25 protein-coding genes and 1 riboswitch are annotated in these 25,256 nt (G+C 51.8%); of the genes, 8 read left to right on the top strand and 17 right to left on the bottom strand.

Annotated features, from left to right (window positions below; genetic code table 11):
- Positions 1 to 132: 132 nt before the first annotated feature.
- The 3 genes from BBD41_RS18035 to BBD41_RS18025 all read right to left on the bottom strand — a co-directional run bounded on the left by BBD41_RS18035 (position 133) and on the right by BBD41_RS18025 (position 3,113).
- Entirely contained in the window at positions 133 to 1,074 is a 942-nt protein-coding gene (locus BBD41_RS18035) for a DNA-binding transcriptional repressor DeoR (RefSeq protein WP_099478388.1), read from the bottom strand.
- Between the two features lie 247 nt (positions 1,075 to 1,321).
- Complete coding sequence (locus tag BBD41_RS18030) at positions 1,322 to 2,056, bottom strand: ThuA domain-containing protein (RefSeq protein WP_077568237.1); 735 nt, start codon at positions 2,054 to 2,056, stop codon at positions 1,322 to 1,324.
- Complete coding sequence (locus BBD41_RS18025; RefSeq protein WP_099478387.1) at positions 2,049 to 3,113, bottom strand: Gfo/Idh/MocA family protein; 1,065 nt, start codon at positions 3,111 to 3,113, stop codon at positions 2,049 to 2,051. The genes BBD41_RS18030 and BBD41_RS18025 overlap by 8 nt, the downstream gene beginning before the upstream one ends.
- Before the next feature lie 133 nt (positions 3,114 to 3,246).
- Here BBD41_RS18025 and BBD41_RS18020 point away from each other — a divergent pair, with 133 nt between their 5' ends.
- Positions 3,247 to 4,137 carry a helix-turn-helix transcriptional regulator gene (locus BBD41_RS18020; RefSeq protein WP_099478386.1) on the top strand — a complete coding sequence of 297 codons (891 nt, stop codon included), beginning with the start codon at positions 3,247 to 3,249 and terminating at the stop codon, positions 4,135 to 4,137.
- A gap of 434 nt (positions 4,138 to 4,571) precedes the next feature.
- Here the strand turns inward: BBD41_RS18020 and BBD41_RS18015 are convergent, their stop codons facing one another.
- Genes BBD41_RS18015 through BBD41_RS18005 form a run of 3 tightly spaced genes read right to left on the bottom strand, consistent with a single transcriptional unit; the run spans position 4,572 to position 6,292 of the window.
- Entirely contained in the window at positions 4,572 to 5,354 is a 783-nt protein-coding gene (locus BBD41_RS18015) for a Cof-type HAD-IIB family hydrolase (protein WP_099478385.1), read from the bottom strand.
- A 27-nt stretch (positions 5,355 to 5,381) separates the two neighbouring features.
- The gene (rnhA, locus tag BBD41_RS18010; RefSeq protein ID WP_099478384.1) at positions 5,382 to 6,038 is read right to left on the bottom strand and encodes a ribonuclease H; all 657 of its coding nucleotides are present in this window, start codon (positions 6,036 to 6,038) and stop codon (positions 5,382 to 5,384) included.
- 38 nt (positions 6,039 to 6,076) lie between these two features.
- Positions 6,077 to 6,292, bottom strand: coding sequence for a hypothetical protein (locus tag BBD41_RS18005; RefSeq protein WP_167392980.1), 216 nt, complete (start codon positions 6,290 to 6,292; stop codon positions 6,077 to 6,079).
- Between the two features lie 248 nt (positions 6,293 to 6,540).
- Between BBD41_RS18005 and BBD41_RS18000 the strand changes: the two genes are divergently transcribed.
- Both BBD41_RS18000 and BBD41_RS17995 read left to right on the top strand, forming a co-directional pair.
- Positions 6,541 to 7,488, top strand: coding sequence for a helix-turn-helix transcriptional regulator (locus tag BBD41_RS18000; RefSeq protein WP_077568242.1), 948 nt, complete (start codon positions 6,541 to 6,543; stop codon positions 7,486 to 7,488).
- A gap of 83 nt (positions 7,489 to 7,571) precedes the next feature.
- Entirely contained in the window at positions 7,572 to 8,105 is a 534-nt protein-coding gene (locus tag BBD41_RS17995; RefSeq protein WP_099478383.1) for a DinB family protein, read from the top strand.
- Positions 8,106 to 8,307: 202 nt separating this feature from the next.
- On the opposite strand, the gene BBD41_RS17990 is transcribed toward BBD41_RS17995, so the two are convergent.
- The 3 genes from BBD41_RS17990 to BBD41_RS29830 are packed head-to-tail and all read right to left on the bottom strand — an operon-like array spanning position 8,308 to position 9,251.
- The gene (locus tag BBD41_RS17990) at positions 8,308 to 8,838 is read right to left on the bottom strand and encodes a DUF2179 domain-containing protein (protein ID WP_099478382.1); all 531 of its coding nucleotides are present in this window, start codon (positions 8,836 to 8,838) and stop codon (positions 8,308 to 8,310) included.
- Positions 8,835 to 9,095, bottom strand: a complete 261-nt coding sequence (locus BBD41_RS30125) for a hypothetical protein (protein ID WP_206098252.1) — start codon at positions 9,093 to 9,095, stop codon at positions 8,835 to 8,837. Before BBD41_RS30125 ends, BBD41_RS17990 begins: the two co-directional genes overlap by 4 nt.
- 6 nt (positions 9,096 to 9,101) lie before the next feature.
- Positions 9,102 to 9,251, bottom strand: coding sequence for a hypothetical protein (locus BBD41_RS29830; RefSeq protein WP_157929315.1), 150 nt, complete (start codon positions 9,249 to 9,251; stop codon positions 9,102 to 9,104).
- 477 nt (positions 9,252 to 9,728) lie between these two features.
- Between BBD41_RS29830 and BBD41_RS30510 the strand changes: the two genes are divergently transcribed.
- Entirely contained in the window at positions 9,729 to 10,592 is an 864-nt protein-coding gene (locus BBD41_RS30510; RefSeq protein WP_269467198.1) for an exosporium glycoprotein BclB-related protein, read from the top strand.
- Between the two features lie 78 nt (positions 10,593 to 10,670).
- Here the strand turns inward: BBD41_RS30510 and BBD41_RS17970 are convergent, their stop codons facing one another.
- Positions 10,671 to 11,414 (bottom strand): SDR family NAD(P)-dependent oxidoreductase, encoded by a 744-nt coding sequence (locus BBD41_RS17970; protein ID WP_077568247.1) that lies wholly within the window; start codon positions 11,412 to 11,414, stop codon positions 10,671 to 10,673.
- Between the two features lie 246 nt (positions 11,415 to 11,660).
- Here BBD41_RS17970 and BBD41_RS17965 point away from each other — a divergent pair, with 246 nt between their 5' ends.
- Positions 11,661 to 12,020 (top strand): hypothetical protein, encoded by a 360-nt coding sequence (locus BBD41_RS17965; RefSeq protein WP_099478380.1) that lies wholly within the window; start codon positions 11,661 to 11,663, stop codon positions 12,018 to 12,020.
- A gap of 109 nt (positions 12,021 to 12,129) precedes the next feature.
- Here BBD41_RS17965 and BBD41_RS17960 read toward each other — a convergent pair whose 3' ends face one another.
- Positions 12,130 to 13,209 carry an AI-2E family transporter gene (locus tag BBD41_RS17960; protein WP_077568249.1) on the bottom strand — a complete coding sequence of 360 codons (1,080 nt, stop codon included), beginning with the start codon at positions 13,207 to 13,209 and terminating at the stop codon, positions 12,130 to 12,132.
- A 227-nt stretch (positions 13,210 to 13,436) separates the two neighbouring features.
- Between BBD41_RS17960 and cls the strand changes: the two genes are divergently transcribed.
- Together cls and BBD41_RS17950 are read left to right on the top strand one after the other, a co-directional pair.
- Positions 13,437 to 14,885: a cardiolipin synthase gene (gene cls, locus BBD41_RS17955; RefSeq protein WP_099478379.1), complete on the top strand. Its 1,449-nt coding sequence runs from the start codon at positions 13,437 to 13,439 to the stop codon at positions 14,883 to 14,885.
- A 144-nt stretch (positions 14,886 to 15,029) separates the two neighbouring features.
- Positions 15,030 to 15,431 (top strand): VOC family protein, encoded by a 402-nt coding sequence (locus BBD41_RS17950; RefSeq protein WP_099478378.1) that lies wholly within the window; start codon positions 15,030 to 15,032, stop codon positions 15,429 to 15,431.
- A gap of 166 nt (positions 15,432 to 15,597) precedes the next feature.
- On the opposite strand, the gene BBD41_RS17945 is transcribed toward BBD41_RS17950, so the two are convergent.
- The 6 genes from BBD41_RS17945 to BBD41_RS17920 all read right to left on the bottom strand — a co-directional run bounded on the left by BBD41_RS17945 (position 15,598) and on the right by BBD41_RS17920 (position 23,389).
- Entirely contained in the window at positions 15,598 to 16,062 is a 465-nt protein-coding gene (locus tag BBD41_RS17945; protein WP_099478377.1) for a DUF2269 family protein, read from the bottom strand.
- A 39-nt stretch (positions 16,063 to 16,101) separates the two neighbouring features.
- Entirely contained in the window at positions 16,102 to 16,758 is a 657-nt protein-coding gene (locus tag BBD41_RS17940) for an FMN-dependent NADH-azoreductase (RefSeq protein ID WP_099478376.1), read from the bottom strand.
- Positions 16,759 to 17,103: 345 nt separating this feature from the next.
- Positions 17,104 to 17,514, bottom strand: coding sequence for a VOC family protein (locus BBD41_RS17935; protein WP_099478375.1), 411 nt, complete (start codon positions 17,512 to 17,514; stop codon positions 17,104 to 17,106).
- Positions 17,515 to 17,696: 182 nt separating this feature from the next.
- Complete coding sequence (locus tag BBD41_RS17930; RefSeq protein WP_237086828.1) at positions 17,697 to 21,458, bottom strand: glycosyl hydrolase family 18 protein; 3,762 nt, start codon at positions 21,456 to 21,458, stop codon at positions 17,697 to 17,699.
- Positions 21,459 to 22,066: 608 nt separating this feature from the next.
- The gene (locus BBD41_RS17925) at positions 22,067 to 22,435 is read right to left on the bottom strand and encodes a YybH family protein (RefSeq protein ID WP_077568255.1); all 369 of its coding nucleotides are present in this window, start codon (positions 22,433 to 22,435) and stop codon (positions 22,067 to 22,069) included.
- Between the two features lie 327 nt (positions 22,436 to 22,762).
- Positions 22,763 to 23,389, bottom strand: coding sequence for a DUF421 domain-containing protein (locus tag BBD41_RS17920; RefSeq protein WP_099478374.1), 627 nt, complete (start codon positions 23,387 to 23,389; stop codon positions 22,763 to 22,765).
- 195 nt (positions 23,390 to 23,584) lie between these two features.
- On the opposite strand from BBD41_RS17920, the gene BBD41_RS17915 reads away from it, so the two are divergent.
- Positions 23,585 to 24,817, top strand: coding sequence for a cation:proton antiporter (locus BBD41_RS17915; protein WP_099478373.1), 1,233 nt, complete (start codon positions 23,585 to 23,587; stop codon positions 24,815 to 24,817).
- 172 nt (positions 24,818 to 24,989) lie between these two features.
- Positions 24,990 to 25,142: riboswitch (cyclic di-AMP (ydaO/yuaA leader) on the top strand.
- Positions 25,143 to 25,256 lie beyond the last annotated feature (114 nt).

Genomic DNA, 25,256 nt, shown 5'->3' with positions numbered 1-25,256 from the left:
ATCGCGCAGCCGTTTGAAGGGGCCGGACCGAGCAAAAAAACCTTATGCATGGAGCTTAGCCGCTTAGGCCTTCTTCCCCGTGCATAAGGTTTAACTTTACGAGCTATTCATTATAACGAGCTTCCCTATCGTTCAATCCGTTTCGAGCAGCGCCTGCGCCGTAAATTGATCCGTGACCAGCGTATTCGCGTAGCCTCCGACCAGCGCCGCCCGAATGGCGGCCAGCTTCTGCCTGCCGCCGGCAACAAGGATGGATCTCTCCTTCTCCCGCAGATCCTCCAGATCGATCCCCACCGTCCGGTTGTTGATCTCTTCGCTGCATATCCGTCCTTTCGCATCAAAGAAGCGGGAGCAGATATCCCCTGCACCGATGCGCGCAAGCAGCTGCTGTTCCTCCTCGCTGAGATAGCCGAGCCTGAACAGGAGCGCATCCTCATGGACGGTGCCGACCGTAAAGATCGCGATATTCGCCTGTTTGCCAAGCTGGATGATGCGCTGAATATGGCGGTCCCTCTCCACCATTCCCTTCAGCTCCACGCTGTCGAAAATAACCGGAAGCGGCAAATACCGTGCCAGCGTATGATACGCCTCGGCGAACAGATGAACCGTTTCGGCGGCATACGTATTGACCTGCGAATGGCTCACGCCGCCCTTCAGCTGCACGACCTCGACACCGCGGACCGGCTTGTCCCGCAGCTGAAGCGCGACCGCGTGCATCGTCGTTCCCCAGGTCACGCCGATGATGTCCGAGTCCTTCACGATTTCATGCAAATAGTCGGCGGCTTTCCTGCTGATATGCTTCTGAATCTCACGATATTCATTCATCGGCGAATAGCTCACCAGCACCTGGTCCAGCTTGTACCGCTTCTTGACGCGCTCGCCCAGCGCATCCAGATCCTCCAGCGGATCCACGATCGATATTTGCACATATCCCTGCTCCTTGGCATGCTGAAGCAGCCTGGAGACCGTCGGACGGGAGACGCCCAATCTTGCCGCAATGTCCTGCTGGCTGTAATCCGACAAATAATATAATCTTGCCGCCTCGATGCTGAGGCGCTGCTTGTCCTGTTCCATGCTCCAACCCACTTTGCTCGTGTCGTTTACGAATTTTCGTACATTATACAGCGTTCCGGGGCAAATATCGATATCGGGTTTATCTTAAGTGCTTGAATGATTAATGACGTAAATCCGGATAATTCCATTGATCGATCCTGTTGCGGACAAGAATAAAGCACCTGGGGGGCCTTATTCACCGGGGATACCCGAGAAAATAATGCGCCCTAGCAGGTGCCTCTGCATATGCCTTTAGATCCATTGGATATTATGTCGTATGGCTGTATTCCAGCGGCGATACACGCCCGTAGGAGGTTTTCGATCCTTGCAGCGGTGCCGCCCAATGCACGGCATTGGTGATCACCTGCTGAATTTCCGGCTGATGGTAGGTCGGGAACGCCTCATGCCCCGGTCGGAAATAGAACAGCTTGCCGCGCCCTCTTTTATAGCAGCAGCCGCTGCGGAATACCTCGCCGCCTTCGAACCAGGAGACAAAGACGAGCTCATCTGGAGCCGGGATTTCGAAGCGCTCGCCGTACATTTCCTCCTTCGGAATCTCGATATATTCCCCAAGTCCGCTGACGATCGGATGGCTCGGATCGATAACCCACAGCCGCTCCTTCTCCCCGTCATCCCGCCATTTGAGCGCCCCGGTATTCGTGCCGAGCAGACGCTGGAAGATCTTCGATGCGTGGCCCGAATGAAGGACGATCAGCCCCATGCCGTCCAAGACGCGCTGGCGCACCTTCTCCACAATGTCGTCGCTCACTTCCCCATGGGCCACATGGCCCCACCAGAGCAGGACATCCGTTGACGCTAGCACGTCATCCGTCAGTCCATGCTCGGGATCGTCGAGCACGGCCGTGCGCACTTTCAGCTCCCCGTCCTTCTCCAGAAAATCCGCGATCGCCTGATGAATCCCCTTTGGATAAATGCTTGCGATCGCCTCATTATGCCGTTCATGTCTGAATTCATTCCATACCGTTACATTGATATTAGCCAATTGCTGAAACCTCCTTGGTTATCGGTATCCACCGTTCCTCCGTGAAGGACTGGATGATCGCGTCGATCGTTCTCTGATTGATGTATCCGTCCGTCATCGTCGCGTCCAATCCGTCTCCCTTCCCGTTCACGACATTAAAAAATGCCTGCATCTGATCCGCCTGATTTTCCCTTGGAATGTCGACCTTCCGGAAGCCGGTATCCCCTTCATCCGCCAGATTCACGTATAAGCTGTCCGCTTCCTCCAGGTTATAGACCAGCGCCCCCTTCTCGCCATAAATCTCAAGCTGCTGGTAATTCCCCCGGCCATACGCGAACCTGGAGATGGTCATGGTCGAGGAAATGCCTCCTTCCATACGGGCAAGGACGTGACAGTAATCATCGACGTCGACCGGGCCTTGTCCCCCGCCTTCCGGAAGCTCCCTCTGCCGGATGATCGTGCCGGCATCGGAGAACACCCGCTCCACATCCCCGACAAGGAACCGCTCCATATCGAGTATATGCGATCCCAAATCGCCTAAAGCACCCGATCCGGAAAATACCTTCTGAAACCGCCACACCAGCGGCAGCTGCTCCGGGATCGCCCAGCTCTGCAAGTATTGGCTGTACACATGGCGGATCGCGCCAAGCTTGCCCTGCTCGATCAGAAACTTGGCATAGCGGACGGCAGCCTTATAACGGTAGGAGAAGCAAATCATATGCGGCAGTTCGTCCTGAAGGAGCAAATCCTTAAGCATCGCCGCTTCCCTGGTGTCCAAAGCGACGGGCTTTTCGAGCGCAAACGGCTTCCGGTGCTTGATCGCCGCATAAGCGATCGTATAATGATTGTGATTCGGCGTTCCGATCGTAACGGCATCCACGTCCGGATCGGCCAGCAGCGCTTCATGATGCAGATACCGGCGCGACTCCGGCACGCCGAGCTGGTCGCCCTTCGCCTGAAGCGCCTCCTCGCTGCTGTCGCAGATCGCCCACACTTCGGCATCGGGGCTGGCCAGAATACCGGCGATATGGGCGCCTGAGATTCCGCCTAAACCGATCACGCCTATTCTGAGTGTCACGGTGAACCATCCTCCTGTACGTCCTTCGTTTCATTCACCATGAGTATAGGCTGTGTTACAATGAACGGGAATGTGTGAAAGTTACTCTTTTTGTACAAAAACGACTTCGCGTCATTGGAAAGGGTGCATTTCCATGCTGGCGATGAATGCCGATTACATGCCGAGAATCAAGCTGATGGGCTTTGTCTCATACAAGAATCCCTGGATCCATTTCAAACGGAACACACATGAATACATCCTTTATTTCATCAAGAAGGGCGAGCTTCATATTCGGGAGAACGGTATCCCTTACATCCTGCGAAAAGGCGATTTGCTCGTGTTGGAGCCGCATGTCGAACATGAAGGAATCGAGAAGCATACATGCGATTACTACTATATCCACTTCGAGCATCCCTGCATCGAGGCCGTGCCGGAACAGCCGCTTTCGCTGCTGGCCGAGCAGTGGATCATGACAAACAGCCAGGCCCCTGGCGGCGGAAACGGGAGCAGGAAGCTGTATTTTCCGAAGAACTGCTCCCTGACGCAGAAGAAGAGCCTCCATCATATGCTTCACGCGCTGGGGGAAATGCTGCAGCTCTATCGGAGGAAGCATTTTAACCGCACCATGACCGCCTTGAAATTCATGGAGATGCTGATTGAGCTGTCCCGCCACAGCCTGTTCGATGAGCTGGAGCAGAACAGTCCGCATACCAAAACTTACATGAAAGTGCATGCCCTTCTGGATTATATTCATGAGCATTACTCAGAGAAAATCACGAGCGCCGACATCGAGCAGCGGTTTGAGTGCAACTACGACTATATGAACCGCGTTTTTGTCAAGCTCACGGGGCATACGATCATGCGCTATGTCAACCAGGTCCGCATCAACCATGCCAAGGAGTTGATCGAGGCCACCCATCTGAGCTTCGGGGAGATCGGGTATTTAACCGGCCTGGACGACCCGTTCTATTTCAGCAAAGTATTCAAAAAATACGTAGGAATTTCCCCGAATCAATATTACAAGCAGGTGCATGAGGTGGAATGACAAGCGATCGAGGATGGGGATAACTTTCCGGGCGAGCCGACCTTTCGTTCGAAATCCTTGCACTTTTCCACATTTGTTCACAAACCCGGGATAACTTCTCCCTCAAAAAGGGCTCGGGCATGCCTTGATCCATAGCATCGGTGGATGATGTTCATAACTCTGTGTATAACGAACTGGGCAGTGATGTTATACACAGCGGAATTTTAGCCCCTCTCCGCAAGGCGCAACGTTTATCCACATGCTGCGGCATGGATTTTTTTCAATATCATGCGCGAGACGGCTGCTGGGCTGACGGAGTCGTTTCGTGTTGGAGCGAAGAGACGTCTGCTAACACATAGGATGGAGCAGATCTCTTTTATCTGATCCAGCCGTTCCGACTACGAACATATCCCTATAAAAAAGCCAAGGACAGCTATCCCCTGCCCTTGGCTTCCTTAAATCAATCCCGCATGCCGCAGTCCGTGGCGAATGCCGCATTCGTTCACATGCTTGGTCACGAAATCGGCCAGCGGCTTCACCTCTTCGTGCGCATTGCCCATGGCGATTCCGAGCCCGACGTACGACAGCATTTCTTTATCGTTCAACCCGTCCCCGAACGCTACGGCTTCGGCCGGGGTGATTCCAAGATGCTTCAGCACCGCTTCGATCCCCTTCGCTTTCGAGCCGCCTCCCGGAATGACGTCCATCGCCACCCGATGCCAGCGCACGAAGTTCAGGTTACCGAACGGAGCTTCGGCCGACGTGTACAGCGATTCCTCGTGAGCTTCGCAATACAGCAGCGCCTGGTACACCTTCGCTTCCTTCCAGTAGCTGCTTCTGTAGCCGGGCACCTCAACCCGCAGATCATGGAACGATTCGGCAACGAACGGATGCTCCTCGTAGTTGCTATACCCTGCTTCGGCCCCCTGCATCACGATGGGATGGTTGTTCGCAAGCGCGGTGCTTTCCAGCAGTTCCAGCGTTTTTTCGGGAATCGGGTGCTCATGCACGACTTTTCCTTTGTACACGACATAAGAGCCGTTAAAGCTGACAAAGGAATCGATGCCGAGCGGCTTCGCATAGTGCTGAAAGTAATAAGGCGCCCTCCCGGTTGCAATAAATACATCGATGCCGCTCTCCTTCAGCTGTGCAATCGCCTCGATCGTATCCTGCGGAATTTCCTTCTCTTCATTAACAAGCGTTCCGTCAATGTCGAAAAATACGGCTTTATATGTCATCGTATGGCCTCCTCCTGATGTCTCTATTTATTTACGCCCATAGTCGGCTTTTATTTCGCCCCAGCTCTTGGTCTGCCACTTGAGCAGCTTGTTGGAATAATTATTGTTTTGCAGCCAGCTCTCGGCACGGTCCACCAGATCCCAGATTTCCTTGGTGGAGGCGTCCCTCGGCAGCGTCGATACCACCTTCTTCTGCTTCACCCATTTGATCGCGTTCAGGGAATCGCTGTATACCGTCTTGCTGCTCCCGATCTTTTTCAGATAGGCCAGCGCGTGGACGATTGCCAGAAATTCGCCGAGATTGTTCGTTCCTTTCGCAATCGGCCCGCAGGAGAACAGGATGTCCCCCGTTCGGGTATCTACGCCTTTATACTCCACCGGTCCGGGATTTCCCCGTGTCCCTACATCGACGGAGATGCTGTCATAGTCGATCTCGCCCGGATCCTCCGCCGCTGATGAGCGGCTGCGCTTGAAACCTGCGCTCCCTCCCGCTCCTTGTCCGGAGGATTGTCCCCAGTAATTTTTATATCCGGCGGCAAAGGCCTGTTCCGCTTCGCTTCTTGATTCGAACGCCTTGAACTTTGCGCCCGTATATTGATTCACCTGCTGCTGGCACTCGGCCCAGCTTGTGTATATGCCGGGGACTTTGCCGACCCAGACCACGTAAAATTTTTGCTTTGCCATGCTCAACCTCCATCCTGCTTGCTAACCTCTCTAGCGTACTATACCACAACCCGTAACCCAATAAAAAAAGCGCCATCGTCTCCGATCCGCCTTTTATGCTTAATCTTATTCAGCTGCTCCTGCTTGCCGGGCTTCACTCTCACATGCTGGGACAATGCGCCGAAATCCTCGTTTGTCTTTCTCATCATGACGGCACTCCATGTGCCTGCGCGTTCCGCCTTGCGGCGGGCCTTCTGCGTCTTGGTACGGGCCATGTGCGTTCACGCTCCTTGGTCTCATTTTCTAACTGCTGCACGATGATCAGCGTCGACGCTCGGATGACAAGCTCCGTTTCTAATCCGCGCACACCTTTAATATCTGCCAACGCCTCTTTCTATCTGCTTACCCCTTTATTGTACGGGAATTCCGCGGGGAATGGAATCATCATCCTGTTCACGGCCTGGCTATGATATAATACGGAATCATTGGAGAATGGTCCCCATTCTCTTGAAAGGATGGTCCCATGAAGCTGGAACGGCTCATATCGATGATCTACATGCTTCTTAATAACGAAATTTTATCGGCGTCCGCCCTTGCTGAAAAATATAACGTATCCCAGCGGACCATATACCGGGACATTGACGCCATCTGCGCGGCCGGCATTCCGGTCGTATCGTACCAAGGCGTGAACGGCGGCTACGGCATCATGGAGCAGTACAAGATGGATAAAAGCCTGCTCGGCTCCTATGACGTCAGTGCCCTGATCACCATCCTCCACAGCATGTCGACCGTGTTCGAGGACGAGCGTGCGCTGGACACGATCCAACGGCTGCAAACGATCGATCGTTCCGGAAACACAGGACCCCAGGGGCTGTCGATGGACATCGGCAGCTGGCGCACCCATAACGAATCGCTGAGGCTTCTTCGCGGCGCCATCACGAACCGGCAGACCGTGGCCTTCCAGTACATCAGCGCCAAGAACGAGCGCATCCACCGCAAGGTGGAGCCTCTGCGCCTCATGTATAAATTCGGTGCCTGGTACCTGTACGGATACTGCCGGACGCGGCAGGACTATCGGGAGTTCCGCATTTCCAGAATGTCGGAGCTGACCTCTTCGGCGGAGCCGTTTCAGCGCAACCATGCGGAGGAACACACGCAGGGACCGGATCGCCAGGCTTCGTCAAGGGACGAAGAACGCCGCGCCTGGGAATCATCGCCCGACGCCCGGGAGGTCGTGCTGCATGTATCGCCTAACGCCCTCGCCAGAGCCATGGATCAATTCTATGACGTGCAGCGTGAATTTCTAGAGGACGGTACGCTCCGCCTGACGTTCGAAGTTGAACAGCCGGAATCCTGGTGGTTCTGGTCAACCCTGATGAGCTTCGGAGACGATATCGAGATAATCGAGCCTGCCGAGCTTAGAAGCATGATGAAATCCAAATTGCAAAAAATGCTGCAACGCTACTCCTAAAGTATGACAGTCCGTTGTCATACTTTTTTGTTTACACTGGGTTCAAGAACGATACCCCAAGCGGTAAAGGAGAGCGATTCAAAATGACCTATCCCGTAAAAATGTATCAATATCATGCATGGGCGAACCAAGCGATTTTCAACCGGCTGTTGGAGCTGCCCGGCGAGCTGTACAACCAAAAGATCCACAGCGTCTTCCCGTCCGTAGCGGCCGCATTGATTCATATCTATACCGTCGACTTCAGCTGGCTGAAGGTTTTGACAGGCTCGGATATGAACGATGCGTTGACGGAAGCCCATCGGATGGGCGGAGAGCTGGAAGACCTCAGCGCCGAGGAGCTGCAGCTGCGGTTCATTGAGCTGTCCGATGGTTATCTGTCTTTTTTCCGCGGCCATTCGGATCTGGAGCAGGTCATCACCTTGGATAATCCGTATGCAGGCATTCGGGACACCCGCCTGTCCGAAATCGTGCTCCATGTGGTGAATCACGGCACGTATCATCGCGGGAATATCGCGGCCATGCTGCGCCAGCTCGGAAGCTCCTCCACCATGACGGATTACGCGTTTTTCTGGTATCAGGATGAGGAAGCGGTGCACCCGTCGTTTGCTAAACGCTGACTTAGTGGAAAGAGACGACTAGCCTATCCGCAAAAGCCGGATAAATGCCTATAGATTCGCAGGGACACCAAGGGCTCGATTCCGATTTTTGCCGCCCGGTCCCTGCATACTCCAACCCATGCTCTTGCCCATAAAAAGCCCGCTTCTTGGAATTTGGATTCCGGAAAGCGGGCTTTTCGCTTTATGGAGCACATACGGACCGTTACTGTCTGCGTCCCTCGGTCAACCTGACCCAGAAGCCGCCCTTAAAGCTCTTCGGTTCATGGGAGATGATGAAGGCCTGCGGCGAGAGCTTGTTCAGCGTCTCCATCAAGCGCCGCTCGTTCTTGCGCTTCACGAGTACCTGCAGCACCAGACGTTTGCCATCCTTGCCGTCCGCCTCCCAGGAGGTAACGCCATAGCCTTTCTCGCGCAGCTTCATCGCCAGATCGGTCTCCAGGGAGTTAACGATGACTTGAACGACAAGGTAGCCAAGCGCCAAATATTCCTCGATCCGGCTTCCCATATAGACTCCAAGGCCGAAGCCGAGACAGTACGCCGCCATGTTAAAGGGATTGTCTACATTTTGAAGGACAAGGTTCAGACCGAGCAGATACACAAAAACCTCCAGCATGGCCAGCAGAGAGGCCACTCCTCTTCTGCCTTTGATCATCAGAATCAAGCGCAGCGAAAAAATCGAGACATACACTACGTTGATGCCGATGATCGAGCCTATGAGAGACAGGCTGATCATAGATCCTCACGTGCGGCGATATACTCCGGTCCAGGCTTCCGGCCTGAATGCCGCTGGATGACCTGGTTCTCCACCCTGTTGTAGACCATGAAGATAGACTGCTCCGTCAACGATGCCTCATGAAGCATCCACTCCGAATGCACAACACGGGCCTGGCTCTTTAGGAATCTGGACTCCTCATGCTGCCTCGAAGGGTATAGATCCAGATCCGAATCCATTTCCTTATCCTGCAGGATCGATCCTTGGTTGTAGTTCATCACTAATCATCTCCTTAGCCCGTAATCGAGGACAAATAGCGTGGTACATGCCTTCTGCGTCATGTCCTTCATAATCGCCGCCTCTATAATGATAGCCGCCTGCGAGCGGTGCACCCCGCTTCCGGAATCATCCGGCAGCCGCTTCTTATATGCCATCGTGTCCACGTCTTCATTAATGTATCCATCATGCGGAAATCCCGAATGGCGCAGATCGATAATGCGAGGCCCCCGGAAACCCTCGAACAACCACCCTGAACCAGATCCACCACAATCATAAATTAACCAAAATGGATGGTGCTCTACACGCTGAAATCAAATGACTTGCCCCTGAACAGAACGGATTTCCCGCTTACCTTCATTTGCATGCAGGAATCTAAGCGAGTTCCTGGCTCAGTATCAGCCCTGAAAAATTTGTCTGCAGGCCGGATCACATCCTAATGCCTGCCTGTATCCCCCGCTCATTTCAGCCTGCGTTCAGGCCTGTCCCGGACGGAATCCGTAGGCCACCGCCGATAGGGCAACCGTACATTCTAGCAAATAATAGGCATCCATCTATCAGGAATGCGCTATTAACCCATGCCCCCAAGGCAAAAGATGCGTAGTATAGAACAAATCTAAAGGAGGTGCTTGAATTTGGATCGTTCTCTTAGAAAAAAGAAACTGTGCTCACCTAAAAAAATAGAGAAAAAAGTGCTTCATGCCAAAAAGAAATGCCACGATCATGGCAAACATGACCACCACGGCAAAGGTAAAAAGGACTTGGTGCTTGTGCGCCGCTGCCCAAGAGTTTCACGCGGACGGATTGGTCCGGTTGGACCGATTGGGCCGATCGGACCTGTGGGACCTCAAGGCATTCCAGGGCCTGCAGGACCACAGGGCATTCCTGGACCGGTAGGGCCGGCTGGACCTGTCGGACCTGCGGGACCTGTCGGACCTGTCGGGCCTGCAGGACCTGCGGGTGTACCGGGCATCCCTGGCGGAGGCGCCATCATTCCGTTCGCTTCCGGTATCCCGCTTGCCTTGACAACGATTGCCGGTGGTTTGGTAGGAACCGTCGGCCTGGTAGGCTTCGGAAACTCCGCTCCAACGGTCACCTTGGCTGGAGGAACGGTCGACCTTACCGGCGCGGGCGGAACTCTGCTTAACTTTGCATTCAATACACCAAGAGCTGGCATCATTGATGCGATCTCCGCAACCTTCAGCACAACGGTTGCTCTCTCCTTGGCTGGAACTACCGTTACGATCACTGCTCAGCTGTACAGCGCACCGGCAACAAGCAATGTGTTCACCCCAATTCCAGGCGCGCTGGTTACGCTGGCTCCGCCGCTCACAGGCGTTCTTGCCCTGGGTCAAGTCAGCAACGGCTTCGTGGACGGTCTCGGAATCCCGGTAGCAGCCAATACCCGCTTGCTGATGGTATTCTCGGCTACGGCTGCAGGTCTAACGCTGGTTACGGCTGTAGCCGGTTACGGAAGCGCTGGTGTCAGCATTATATAATTCGCCTTCGAGATATTAGAGCTTCCTTGGAGTATGCAAAAAGCCCCGAGTCCACTCGGGGCTTTTCTGTGCGGGCATTCAAACCGCCGTATATCCTCCGTCTACCAGGAGGCTTGTCCCTGTTATAAACGATGCGTCATCACTGGCCAGAAACAAGACGGCCTTCGCTACCTCTTCCGGCTGTCCCAAGCGCCCCATCGGATGAAGGCTGACCAGATGCTGCGTAATGGCTTCCGTCCGTCCCTGGATCAGCGGGGTGTCGATATATCCCGGACATACGGCGTTCACCCGGATGCCTTTCGAAGCATAATCGGCCCCCATGGACTGCGTCAGCAGCTTCACCCCGCCTTTGGCCGAAGCATAAGCGGTTACCCCGGACTTGCCAACATGGCTGTGGATCGAGCCGCAATTTACGATCGCGCCGCCGGTGCCTTGCGACAGCATCTGCTTGATTACGTACTTATCGCACAGAAAGACCCCCGTTAGATTAATATCGATCGTCCGCTGCCAATTGTCGAGCTCCAGCAGGTCGGTCGGTGCATCCTTCGCAATCCCCGCGTTGGCGAACAAGACATCGATGCGCCCATAATGGCTCACCGTCTGCTCGACCATATTTATGACCTCCTGTTCCTTGGTCACATCGGTCTTGACGAACAGCGTCTCATAACCGTCTTGTCTTAATTGATCCGAAAGGGTCTGTCCACGATCCGAAAAATCCGCGATAACAACCTTTGCCCCTTCCTGTACGAAAAGCCGGACCGTCGCTTCGCCAATCCCGCTCGCACCGCCGGTTACAATGACAACCTTCGACTGAAATCTCATATAGGTCCCACTCCTTGGTTTGACAATTTTGCGATTTCAAAACCGCATGGCAATGCCACACATTATGGTATTAACCTAGCGTAGGCATAAACCTCCGGATCTATTCGATTTTTATCCGAAAATAGGCCCTCCTTCGAACAGAAGAAGGGCCTAATTATTTCCATTAGAATCTAAACATGGACAGACTGTATAATCATTCAGTCAGTACTCATCAACATGACATCATGAGGGAGGTCACAATGTCTATTGAATACGTTCGATAAAGGTACGCGTTTTATTCAGGTGACCGGCATGCTGGAGGGGGATCGCTTCACATTCCGGAACAGCGAATGGAAGCTGCTCGTTGAGACCAGCCGGTACTATGAAATCAAACCGGACAGCGGATCTGTAAAGAGATTATACAAAGAAAAGCTGCATGTCATTCTGAATGACAGCAGCCATTACAAGCATGCAGCATTGTCCTGCTCCGCTTTTTGCCTGAAAGAGCGGGAAGGCGAGATCCGGCTTCAGATCCTGAAGCATTTGAAGCGGCGGATACAGGAGCTTAAGCAGGATTTGCAGCTTAACCTGGATGCGCTGGAACGAGCATCGGGCCAAATCACGTAGACCAAAAGTAAAGCCGCAGCCGTACGTTGTCGTCCATGCCAGCGTAACCACGCTGGGCTTTTTCCACTACAGCCCGCCTCAAGAAACAGGCCCAATTCTTAGGAGCGGACTAAGCCTTCTCCCATTTTTCCTTAAAGAACAGCTGGTACACTCTCTTCACGATAATCTTCACGATCATATAAATCGGAACGACAAGCAGGATCCCGATAATGCCGCCAAGGTCTTGTCCTACCAATATTAAAATGATGATGGTAACTGGATGAATATCCAGCTGCTTGCCGAAAATATACGGGCCGATCAAATTATCCTGAATCTGCTGGGCGGCCAGAATGACCAGGAGCGACCAGATCGCGGTTGCCGGCGACTGGATGAATCCGATGATGACAATCGGAATCGAGGATAGAATCGCCCCGATAAAAGGAATAAAGTTGGCAATGACGGCAACCACCGTCAGCAGCAGCGCATACGGCAGCCCGATGATCAGAAAGCCGATGTACATCAGCACGCCAAGGGCCAAATTGACCAGCACCCGGCCGACAATAAAGCCTTTCAGGGCGTTGTTGATCTCATCCAGCACCGATGTCCCCTCATCCTTGAACCGGTTCGGAAGAAAGCCGACCAACATTTTGCCGAATTTGCCCCCCTCCTTGAGCATGTAATACAGAAGAATTGGAAAGGTGAACAGCACGATCGCGAAATTCGACACAAACGAGAACAGGTTCATGATGTAGTTGGTGAGGAATGAGAAGCCCCGGTTCAAATAGTCGGTCAGCTGCGTCAACGGGGTAACGTCTCCGGGAAACAGATCCTGCAGAAAGCCGCTCTGCTCCAGCTCATGGAGCTGATCTCCCAGCGAGGCGAACAGTGCCGGCGCATTCTGAACCAGCGCAACGACTTGATCCCTCAGCGATGGCCATACCCACAGAATAAATCCAGTAAGAATCCCCGCGAATACAACATACAGGAGCAGGATCGCCAGCGATCGGTTCAGCTTCCATCGTTCGAGCAAGTCGACAAGCGGCCGCAGCAGGTAAAAGAAAAAACCCGCCAGCATCAACGGCACGAGCGTGATCGAGAAGAACGAAAGCACCGGCTTGAAAATAAAATCGACGAGCGATCCCAAATAAATGATGGCCAGAATCAGAATGACCGCAAAGCACAGTTTGAAAAATTTGTTCATTCTTATCAAATAGGATGCTCCTTATCTGCACGAAGTTTCATTCATCGTATCATGACAGCAAGCAAGGATTCAAATAACAAGCGCGCTGTTTGGGCCGCCCCCTTGCCATACAAAACAGGCACTTGATTAAAAACCAAGGGATTAATCCATACTGCGGTTATATACTTCTCCTAACAGCTCACGTATAATATGAAGGATTGCAAGGGCGAGGCTGAAGTTTAGGAGGATTTTTTGCAATGCATGTGACATCCATTATTTTGGGTCTGGTCATCGTTCTGAATATTTTGTTCGCCATCGTGGTCGTTTTCAAGGAAAGACGCGATGCCGCGTCCACATGGGCGTGGCTGCTGGTGCTGTTCTTCATCCCGATTCTCGGATTCGCGCTGTACCTTTTGTTTGCCCAGAACTTAAAGAGCGTAAGGCTGTTCCACTGGGACGATCTTCAGAAGACCGGGATCGAAAAGGTGCTGCTCTCCCAGATGGACTCCATGTACCGGGGAGATTTTTCGTTTGCGAATCGGGCCGCTCAGGACAACCGGGATCTGATCCATATGCAGCTCAACGAGAACCAGGCGATATTTACCGATGACAACAAGGTCGAGATTTTTACGGACGGCCGCGACAAATTCCAGCGCCTGTTTCAGGATATCGAGGAAGCGAAGGAATACATACATATTCAGTATTACATTATCCGGCGGGATCAGCTTGGCAAAAGCCTGATGGCCCTGCTGACGAAAAAGGCCCGGGAGGGCGTCAAGGTTCGCGTCCTCTATGATCAGCTGGGCTCGCGAAAGTTGACGAAAGGGTTCTTCAAGGCTTTTCGCGAAGCGGGCGGCGAGGCCGAGGCCTTCTTCCCTTCCAAGCTGCGCTTCATCAACCTGCGGCTCAATTACCGCAATCACCGGAAGCTGGTCATTATTGACGGCGATATCGGATATGTCGGCGGATTTAATGTCGGGGATGAGTATCTGGGGTTGAATTCAAGGTTTGGTTATTGGCGGGACACGCATCTGCGCATTCAAGGAGAAGCCGTCTATGCGATGCAGGTCCGCTTCATCCTTGACTGGAATCAGGCATCGCATCACCATGACATCGTCTACGAGCCGAATCTGTTCCCCAAGATCAATTCGCCGGGTAACGTCGGGATTCAGATTGTAACCAGCGGGCCGGATTCCGAATATGAGCACATCAAGAACGGGTATATCAAAATGATCACTTCGGCCAAAAGGTCGATCTATATCCAGACCCCTTATTTTATTCCGGATGCAAGCCTGTTCGACGCGCTTCGCATCGCTTCGTTGTCCGGGGTCAAGGTGCATCTGATGATTCCGGACAAGCCGGACCATCCCTTCGTCTATTGGGCGACATGGTCTTATATTGGAGAGATGCTGCAAACCGGAGCGAATGTGTATTTGTATAATAACGGGTTCATTCACGCCAAGACTATCATCATCGATGAGAAAATCTCCTCGGTCGGCACGGCCAACATCGATGTCCGAAGCTTCCGGCTGAATTTCGAGGTCAACGCCTTCCTGTACGATGAGCTGCTGTCCCGGCGTCTGACGGAGATTTTTCACCATGATCTGCGCGTATCCAGCCTGCTCACCTTGGAGGAATATGAGAAGCGGTCCAGATGGATCAAATTTAAGGAGTCGATTTCACGCCTGCTGTCTCCGATTTTATAGGCTCCCCAAGGGCTCTTATCGTGGAGGAAGGTTAAGTAATCAATCCATAAGGTTAGCAATCCATAAGAAATCAGGGAGTATGGATACCTATATAATTGAATCAAAGGTAAGGTTCCAATCTTAATTTCGAAAGGAATGTTGATGATGGCAAAGCTGACACCGTATATTTTCTCCGAGGATGCTAAAGCGCAGGCTGCGTTTTACACGAGCGCACTGGGAGGCGAGATCCTGTCCGTGAAAACCTTCGGGGAGCTTCCGGGCTCCCAGGAAGAAATGAAGGATAAGGTTTTGCATTTAAGCCTTGTTGCCGGCGGGGTTCCCATTTTCATGTCCGATTCCATGTTCCAATCGCTGGATCGGGGGAACGGCATGCATCTGACCCTGACATTTGACAGCGATGCGGAGGCGCATGAAGCATTTGACCGGCTGTCTGAGGGCGGCAAGGTTGTCGATCCGCTGAAGCCCCAATTCTGGGGAGCGTTGTTCGGCGTAATTGAGGATAAATACGGCGTATTGTGGCAAGTGACGACCGAGGCATCGGCCTAAAACGCCGATCCATTCCATTGAATCGGTAATACCAAAGCAGCCGCCAGTTTCTCAGAGAAACTGGCGGTTGTTTCATTTATCTATAGAGATACCCGCTGATGTATACGTGCATGTACTCGTTCGTGTTCCGCCCGCTTATCATCTTGGCATCCAGCCCTCTTGCTTGCTAGGGCTTCAGCACCATCAGCAAGATCAGAATGGCAATTCCCGCTTGAACGATGAGGATATGGGGCAATGCCTGCGACCATAACCTTCGGTAGGCCCGCTCCAGGTCCGCTTGCGATGCGGCGGATGACTCGACCAGCGTATACAAGGAGCGAATTCGCGGCCTGGCCGCAAATTTCATGTACAGGCCGATCACCGGCACCAGCACAAGGGCCGCATCGTACCAGAGCATCTGAAATAGAACGGGCTCCATCCAGCCCATAAGCAGTCCCGTTACGATCTGAAGGATCATTCCCGTATCCGTCAAACGATCCAGCCGCCGGGCAGTGCCGTGCGCGTACCTCAGCGATCCGGCGCCTCCGGCGGAGGCCTTCGGAAATGCAAGAAACCGCTGCAGATAAAATGCCGGTCCGATCATGGCGATGGCCGATATCACATGAATGACCAATATTAGCGTATAGGCCATTTTCACCCTCCCAGTTCTTTTATTTCATGCCCTGAAATGTTATCCCTGTGAAATGACCTCGTTCCTTCCCCAGTGCATCACCGCCGACTCGGCAGCCTGGAAAGCTTCAGCCAAAATTTCACTCCGATCCAGGACCGCATTCCCCTGAGCACGGATTATCGTGTAATCCGTAATGCCAAGAAACGCAAACATCGATTTCAAATAGTGATGCGAATATTCGACCTCGCTGTACCAGTCGCCATTCGTATATATGCCGTCGCTCCCCTGGATAACTACGACGCTCCGGCCATCGGTTAGGAGTCCTTCAGAGCCGTTCTCCGTATAACGGAATGTTTCCTTCGGGATGATAATATTATCCATATAATCCTTAAGCCTGGACGGAATATTGAAATTATGCAGCGGCATGGCGATCACATATTTGGACGCCCATTTGAACTGTCGCAGAATCTCCGACATCCGGAGCATCAATTTCTCCTCGGCATCCGTAAGCCGCTCCCCTGTCTCAAGCTTCGCCCAACCATTCAGCAAATCGGCCGTAATGGCCGGCACCTCCTCACGATACAGATCAATCTGCTCCCATTCATCATCCGGGTTCAGCACTCTGTACTTGGATATAAAGTGATTAAGAACCTGCAGGCTAAGGGAACGGTCGCTCGTGACGAGCGGATGGGCATTAATAACTAATACTCTTTCCATAGGAATCACACTCCTGTCATCGTATATCTTCTTGATCAAGCAGCGGCTCATGAAGCGTCACGATCGTGGCTTTGTTCACCTCCTGAGAGCAGAATGGAGAAAGAAAAAGAGCGATATCTAGAGGAATATCCATTGAAGGATTAAATCATTTATTGTTTGTACATACAACTATATTCCATTCCCAAATAAAAGTAAAGACTGTAATTTCGCCTCTTTAGTTCCATCTTATTTTGCATCCGAAAATGAAACGGCAGATACGCCCGTTGATCCTCTGACGTACCTGCCGCTTCCTATTGCTCATTGCCCCCTAAGGATAACACTACCTTCTACCCTTATGGAACTTTATTATTGAACGTTGCTAGGATCCATGTACAATACTTCCCACAAATGACCGTCCGGATCCTGGAAGCTCCAGCTGTACATAAAGCCATGATCCACCGGATCATTGGAAGGCGATCCTCCTGCAGCCAGCGCATTGTTGACGATTTCATCAACCTGCTCCTTGCTCTCGGCCGACAATGCCAAGATCACCTCGGTCGTCTTAGCAGCGTTGGACAGATCTTTTTTGGTAAAGGTTTTGAAATAGTCCTCCACCAGCAGCATCGCAAAGATATTGTCGCCGATCATCAGGCAGGCAGCGTTCTTGTCCGTAAATTGCGGATTGAATTCAAAGCCGATCTTCGTAAAGAAGTCCTTCGTTCTGTCCAAGTCCTTGACCGGCAGGTTAACAAAGATATTATCACATTTCAGCGCCATAACAGATCACCTCGTCCATTTGATAGGTCTATCTTAACATGGGATCTTTAGCAGGATTTCTCTTTAATTGCTATGTTCGAACTCGGCCTGTCGCCTCCATGATTCATCGCAATGTTTAAAAAAGGGGCCTCTCGAACCTTTCGCTCTGTCTCGAGACGCCCCGACCCTTAAGTGTGAGTCATCTAGTTCAGTAATCCAAGTACGCGAAGCGTCCTCACCACGGTAACCACCGTCTGTGCCTTGTTCACATTGGATTTCGGATCAAATGTCGTTGTGGATACGCCATTCATGATCTTATGCTTGACGACCAAGGCAACGGCTGACTTCGCATAGGAAGAAACTGCGGATCGATCTTTGAAGCCATTGAGCACAGAACTTCCAGCTTCCTTGTCCATGCCGGCATAGGTCAGCACGTTGCCCAGGATAACGGCGAGCTCCTCGCGGGAGATCGGACTGTTCGGATCAAAGGCATCCCCTGTTCTTCCCTTTACCAGTCCCGCTGCTTTAGCTGCAGCAAGTTCTCCGGCATAGGCGGACTTAGGATCGACATCTGCGAAATTTGCGTAGCTTTCATCCGGCAAGAGGCCGAGAGCGCGGACGATTATCGCGACAATTTCAGCCCGGGTCATGGACTTATGGGCATCGAAGATATCGCCATTTTCCCCGGATACGATCCATTTCGCCGCTGCCTGTGCTGCATCCTCCACAGCCCAGGCCGGGATCGCATCCTTGAACTTCATATCCTGCTGTGCGAGCACGTAAATGCCATTGCCGGTTTTCTTAATCTCCACGGTCACCGTCCCGTCGGCGTTCGCCTTAAACAGCGTCGGCACCGAGCGCAGCTCGTTCAGCCCCGGAATATACACGACGCCGGCGGCTCGCTTCGTGTTCATCGCTTTGGCATCGATCGTGATATATTCACTAACGTATAGCTTTCCGTAGTGTTTAAGCTCCGTTGCTGTTTTATCGACATGGATCTGCTCCAGCTTGAACAAAAGAGGTGTATTCAGCGCCACTTTCCCCGCCAGAAGCGCTTCGGCTCCTTTGAGGTCTGCCTCGGAAGGAGATGTAATCGATACCTTCACCGGGCCGGAAACCGAAATCAACGCAGCCGGAATTCGGTACTCGGTTCCATTTACATGGATCGACAGGCTGGCATCCGCTCCCTTTTTCGCAATGGCTGCGATGACCTCATGCGGTATTTCTGCCTCTGCCTGCTTCGCTTCGTCGGCGGCGTCTATCCGGAAGCTTACGGAATCGGAGGCGTTAATGGCCTGTACTGCTGCAGCCCCCTGAAGCGTCATGATGGCCTTATCTCCCGACAGAACCACCTTTGCATCCAGCTGATCCTTTTGTTTAGGCAGCTGAGGTGGAGGCGATGAGGTTGTGCCTCCTGACCCACCGGATCCGCCGGAGCTATCCGATCCGCCCGAGCTGCTGACGGAGGTTGTGATATTGATGTGTTTGGATGCACTTGAGACTCTGTCAATGTTGTCGCCTGTACGGTCCACGGCCAGCACATGAATCTTGTAATTCGTCTGCGGCCGAAGGTCTTGAATGGTGTACCCATTATTGCCTTCGATCGATCCGGCAAACGCATCGTTCACATACACCTCATAGGTGGACGCGCCCGCCACCGGACCCCATTCAAGCTGAATCGCATTGGATGTAATACCGGATGCTTTCAGGTTAACCGGTGCAGCAAGTGCATCATCATTTACCTTGCCGTTAATCGGCAGGTCTTTGACAAGCTGGTTCGTCAGCGTATAGTTCCGGTCCCCGCTAATATCCCAGCTCATGACGCCGGCGATATCAAGCGTTTTGACGATGGATGCGGTGTACATCATCGTAATTTTGTCATTGTACGTGATGAATACCTTGTTCTGATCGTTATAGAGATAAGGCACTTTCGCATACTCGTTCCAATATCGCTTATAACCGTTCTTGTCGATATAATCGTTCTCAAGATGGCTGAAGTCGAACAGGGCACTCTCCCATGTTCCGATGCTTGAGCCCCCCATGCAAGCCTGGTACTGCCCATTCGGTCCGCATCCGTCCCAGCCCTTGCCATAGTAAGGAACGCCGGCAATCAATTTATGCGGAGGCAAGCCGCCGTTCAAATGCCCCATCAGTCCGCCGAGCACATGATTTCTTGCCGCCGACCGGGTTGGCAGGGCCTTATCATAGAAAAGCGGTGCATTATGGTGTCCTAATGTATCGGTCTTTCCGCTGTAGTCGTAAGTCATGATATTAATAAAATCAAGATACTGCACGGAATTCTCAAAATCGGCGTTCACCGTGAAATTGTCGCCTTGACCCGACGCGATCGTCAGCAGATAGTACTTTCCGTCTTCACTGCCTGCTGCATCCAACGCCTCACGGACTGCCTTCATGAGCAGCGTGAAGTTTTCTTTATCCTCAGGACCCCGGGAATTGGTCTCCAAACCGCCCTCCACCGGATATTCCCAATCGACGTCCAGGCCGTCAAGACCGTGCTCCCGCAGGAATTTAACCGCCGAGTTCGCGAATGCCCTGCGCGTCTCCTCCGTCCGTGCGATGTTCGAGAAATTGCCGGACCACGTCCAGCCTCCGACCGACACCAACAGCTTCAAATGCGGATTCGCTGCTTTAATCGATTCAAATGCCTTGAAGTTCTGAAAATCAAAGGTCGGGTCTCCGATGATGATTTCTCCATCATACACGTACCGGTTCTGTGCCGGAATGTTAGGATCTTCGCAGGCTCGTGCGCCGCTTCCATACTTCTTCCAGCAGATATCGGCAAAAGCATAGTTGATATGCGTCAGCTTGGATACGTCCAAATCGTCAGGCTGCAGGTTGCGGGCATTGGAGTCGGTACTCGCCGACCACGACGTGTAATACGTAATATTGTTATAATTGCTGCCAGGAACGACGGTCACCGCTTCGCTCTCAGGGGAGGTCCACAGGCTGTTTGCACCCGTCACCTTGAAGAAATAGGTCCTTCCTTCCTCGAGCCCCGTCGCCGTATACCGATTCTGCTCGCTGGTGCCGATCTTTACGCCATCTTGGTAAATATCATAGCTTGTGGCGCCAGGAACCGGAGCCCAGCCCAGCGATACCGTCGAGCGCGTCGCCGTTACAACTTGCAGCCCCTCAGGCTGAGCCAGCTCGCCCCATGTGATCGTAACGGTATTGCTGTTCGCAGACGTCTCAAGCGCGCCATTCACCGTTCGCTGCGCCCCAACCATAAATTTATATGTCTGCCCCGCTTCAAGAGGGGAGTAGGTCGATGAGGTTGCGGTATTCTCCCAGGTTCCCCCTGCCCATGCCCCATTGACGTAAATGTCGTAGGCGGTAGCCCCCGGACTCGAGCCCCAGCCCAGCGTTACGGAGTCTTCCGTTACGCCCGTAATTTTAAGACCGCTTGGCGGCGTTAAGGGAGCTTCTTTATACTCGGCCACATCCTTCGTTGTCGTGAACTCCAGCACACTGCTCTTATGCTCCTGTTTCGTATCTTCATTCCAAGTAATATAGATGCGGTAGGTGGTTTCAGGAGATAAGCCGGTCACGGCCCGGGTCCAATAGTTCCCCCAAGCCCGCCATTTGCCTGTATCGGCATCCCACACCTGAATATTGTTATCATCCTCTTTAGGTCTGAAATCCCATTCGAAGATCGCCATATTATGAGAGACGCTGACCAATCTTAAATTTTGCGGGGCTTTCGGATCCTGGTTAGCTGCTATATCGTTCATGGAGGTCGGACTCTTGCCGTACGTTGAATTAGTTACCGTGACGGGTTCCTGTGACAAATCCGCAGCCGGAGCCGTTGCCGGAGGGGGAAGATCACCCTCCGCAGCATATACTGACGCAGCAGGGGCAAGCGGAGTAAGAACAAGGAGCAGGACAAGCACCCCGGCGAGCCATTTCGAAACCTTTTTGATCATGAATGGCATGACCGTTTTCACCTCAATTTCTCCAATTTCGATTTGCAAAAGGATACAGCATGGTACATGAATGTCTGTACGGTCCGTGATGTCATCGAATAACCGGCTTGCAGGCGTTCCAGCCTTAGCCGTTGATTCTGCATGAAACGTCTCTGCTTAGCGTTCATCTTGACGTCGGGTCCAGCTTCGCAAGGTGATCGAAATCCTATGACGATTGAAAGCGGTTACCGTTTTTTCATCTCAAAAATATGTACGGCAGACTCATCTCCCTTCTCCATGTCCAAACCTTCAACCTTTTGGCCCCGAGGCCCAGCTACAGCCTCCTTCCCGGCTTTCATCGGTTACATTTTTAATTGATAATCTATTTGTATCATGGAACCTTACCCGGCAATTGAGAAGGGATACATTTCCATAGAACAGGGATAAAATCTTGTAAATTAATTTTCTGTTAATAAATTCAATATTCCAGGATGTCCCGCCCTAAGGCGACAGCAAGACCCTGCTATCAAATACTTCGTGTCGTATTGTTCCTGCTTTCGGCTGTTTTGTCTGATTTAACATAAAAAAGCTGTCCCCGGCGCAGACACGCTACTAATGGGACAGCTCCCTCACCTATATAGAGGATTCCTCTATTTCAGCGGGCTAAGATGCTCATGCTTCAGCTTCCAGACTCCTTCCCCGTTCCGCACGAAAACGTTGGTCGCTCTTCCGCTGCCGGTAGTAAACTTGCCTTGAGCGTATCCCTCGTAGCGGTAGGTATAGATACAGACCGCCGTCCCGAAATCCTCGGCGATCCACTGCACGTCCTCGGCGTAATAAACCTCGTCCGAAATGACCTCCCAGGCATGCTCGAAGTAAGCACGGATTTCGTCCTGCGTCACGCAGCTCCGGTCCGAGAACCAGTAAACCGCACCCTCGTCCAGCAGTTTAGCCACCTGATCGAAATCATGGGTGTTCGTTGCCGATATGTATGCTTCCAGCGCTTGCTGGTATCCCATAATTGTCTTCCCCCTCTTCCTGTCTCTTTGCCAATCCTATGTCCATGATAGCTTGCTTTCGCATTTGGCTCAATTTGTTCCATTCGATGATAGCGGCAAATCTTCCTCTCCTGCCATCTCCAATAATAAAGGCCTGCTTTCATCAGGGACAACTTATTTTCCATGAAAAAATCCTTATGCGGATTTTGCCGGGAATCCCAAGACGCTGGTACTGTTCTATACCTACGATCCGTACGGCAATCAAATTAACGTATGGTGTTATGTAGACGTTAATCGCAGGCATTTTGATAAGCCAAAAGGCACTCCCTGAGGCAGGGAATGCCTTTTTTACTGAAGCCTCTTATTATTTACGTGCTCGTTTCCTACCTTGATTTCACTAAACAAATTGACTTCCGGATCCGGGGTGTTTGGCGCAGCTCCCTGATGTCTTGTTCCCGCTCCGTTAAAATATTGAGAGAGCAGATCTTCCAGCTGGGACAGCGTTACCGGCTTTGCGGAGTCCTGCAGTTCATAACCAAGCAGCCCGTTGGGCTCGATCGTAGCCGTTTTCACATCATTTCGTTTGGATATCCCCTGCTGCCGCAATTTCATCTCAAGCGCATCTACGGTTAACCTCAGCTTTTTCATATTCTGCAATTGAAGCTGCCCATTCTCTATAACGATAACGGCTGGTCCCTTTATCCACTTCTCAAACCGGCTCCAACGCACTTGCATAAATTCGACAAGGATGAGAACCAGAATAAAGACCAGAGCCGCTGTAAGGGTCAGAACTAAGTTTTCATCAGCGATCGGTTGAACAATAATCGTTCCGATCGAAATCATCGTAATGGTTGTGGGTACGGTCATTTGAGAGATTGATTTTCGGCCGGAGATGCGGAGCACCAGCATTCCAAAAATAATTAAAGCAAGGGACTTCCATACCTCATTCCACAGATCATTCCATAGCTCATTCATACGCTCATCTCCTCAATCGATCAATGGTTCCCCTATGTTTTGAACAACGAATAAACATCTTATGCATTCCCTTCCTCATTTCGATGGATAATATCTAGCTAAGGACCGGTCTCCCCATTATTTTGGTTTGGCGAATCGTCCGGATTCGGGTACAATCAATTACTGGAACAAATATCCTGAGGCGAGGGGTGTTCTATGCATCATTTCAATGAGGTCTTCGTTCAATTGTTAATTTTACTTGCGATATCGATGGGGGTTATCGCATTTGCCAAAAAAGTAAACCAACCCTATTCGATTGCACTCGTCGTAGTAGGTTTGCTGCTTGGATTGCTGCATATTCCCGTGCTGGACGAAGCCGAAACCTTTATTACGCAATCAAATGTATTCCAGGCGATCATCATCTCCTTGTTTCTGCCTATCCTTCTTGGAGACGCCACATTAAAGCTTCCTTTCTCACACTTACGGGAACAGAGCAAGCCAGTGGCTGCCCTGGCGATCGGCGGCACCTTCTTGTCTTTCCTTATTATCGCTCTGGCGATGTATGGCATCATGGGACTGCCTTTACCTGTTGCTTTTACCTTTGCAGCGCTTATGAGCGCAACGGACCCGATTAGCGTGATCTCCATCTTCAAATCCCTTGGCGTTTCCAAGAAAATGGTGACCATTATCGAAGGGGAATCGCTTTTTAATGACGGCATCGCCGTCGTGTTATTTCAAATTTCATCGGTATACTTGCTTTCATATATAGAGATGGGCTGGGCAGGCATAGGCAGCGGCATTTGGCTCTTTCTTCAATTTAGCTTGGGCGGGATTGCGATTGGAGCCATCCTCGGCTTTCTGTTCTCGCAGCTCATTCGTTTTTATGACGATTATCCGCTGGAGATTGCCTTTTCGATGCTGCTGTTTTTCGGAAGCTACTTTATTGCCGAGCACTTTCATGTCTCGGGTGTTATCGCCGTCGTCGTAAGCGGCTTGATCTTCGGCAGCTACGGCAGCCGGATCGGAATGTCCGAAACCACGAAGATGAATATCAACTCGTTCTGGGATGTCATTACCCTGGTTGCCAATTCATTGATATTCCTTATGATCGGCCTTGAAATCAAGCATATTGATTTCACGGATAAATGGGCGCTGATTATCACCTCCATCCTTATCGTGCTGATTGGAAGAACGGTCGCTGTTTATACCAGCTTGAGCTTCCTGCGGAATTTTCCGTCATCCTGGAAAGCTCTCCTGAATTGGGGCGGCTTAAAAGGGAGCTTATCGATTGCACTTGCGCTAAGCCTGCCCGCCTCCTTCAAAGGGCGCGACGATATCCTCGTCCTTACATTCAGCGTCGTCCTGTTTTCGCTTCTTGCACAGGGGCTGACGATAAAACCGTTGGTTAGCAAGCTTAAGCTGTCGAATCCCGTCAAGGAGACCGAATAACTAATTAGAGCAAGATCGAATAATTATTGAAAAGTCCGAAACCTCGCGAGGGAAATCGCGTAAATACCTAAGTATAGATTAAGCTGCATCGTTTCAATAACGTCACATGAGACTTCGGGATCAAGGTTTACATTTAGATTTACCTAGCTTAGTATATACTTCGATAATCTTATATTATTGATCGCTTAATCCCCACCACTTGGGGAGCGGGGGAACCAGAGAAGCCGCTAACGGCTTCAGGGGTGAATTCTTTCCAAGGCGGAAAGAACGGGGACTCTCAGACCCGAATCCGACAGCTAACCTCGTCAGCGTCTCGAGAGATAACGCCCGTGCAACTTTGACTTGTTTATTCGGAACACAGTCCAAAGCCTGGAAGCAGATTGTCTCTGCTACCGGGCTTTTTTCCTTGGGTCCGGAAGACTCAAGCCGCTTGATTAGA

This window comes from Paenibacillus ihbetae (genome assembly GCF_002741055.1).
In the GTDB taxonomy this organism is placed as follows: domain Bacteria; phylum Bacillota; class Bacilli; order Paenibacillales; family Paenibacillaceae; genus Paenibacillus_AQ; species Paenibacillus_AQ ihbetae.
This window is presented reverse-complemented; position numbering and strand designations above follow the sequence as displayed.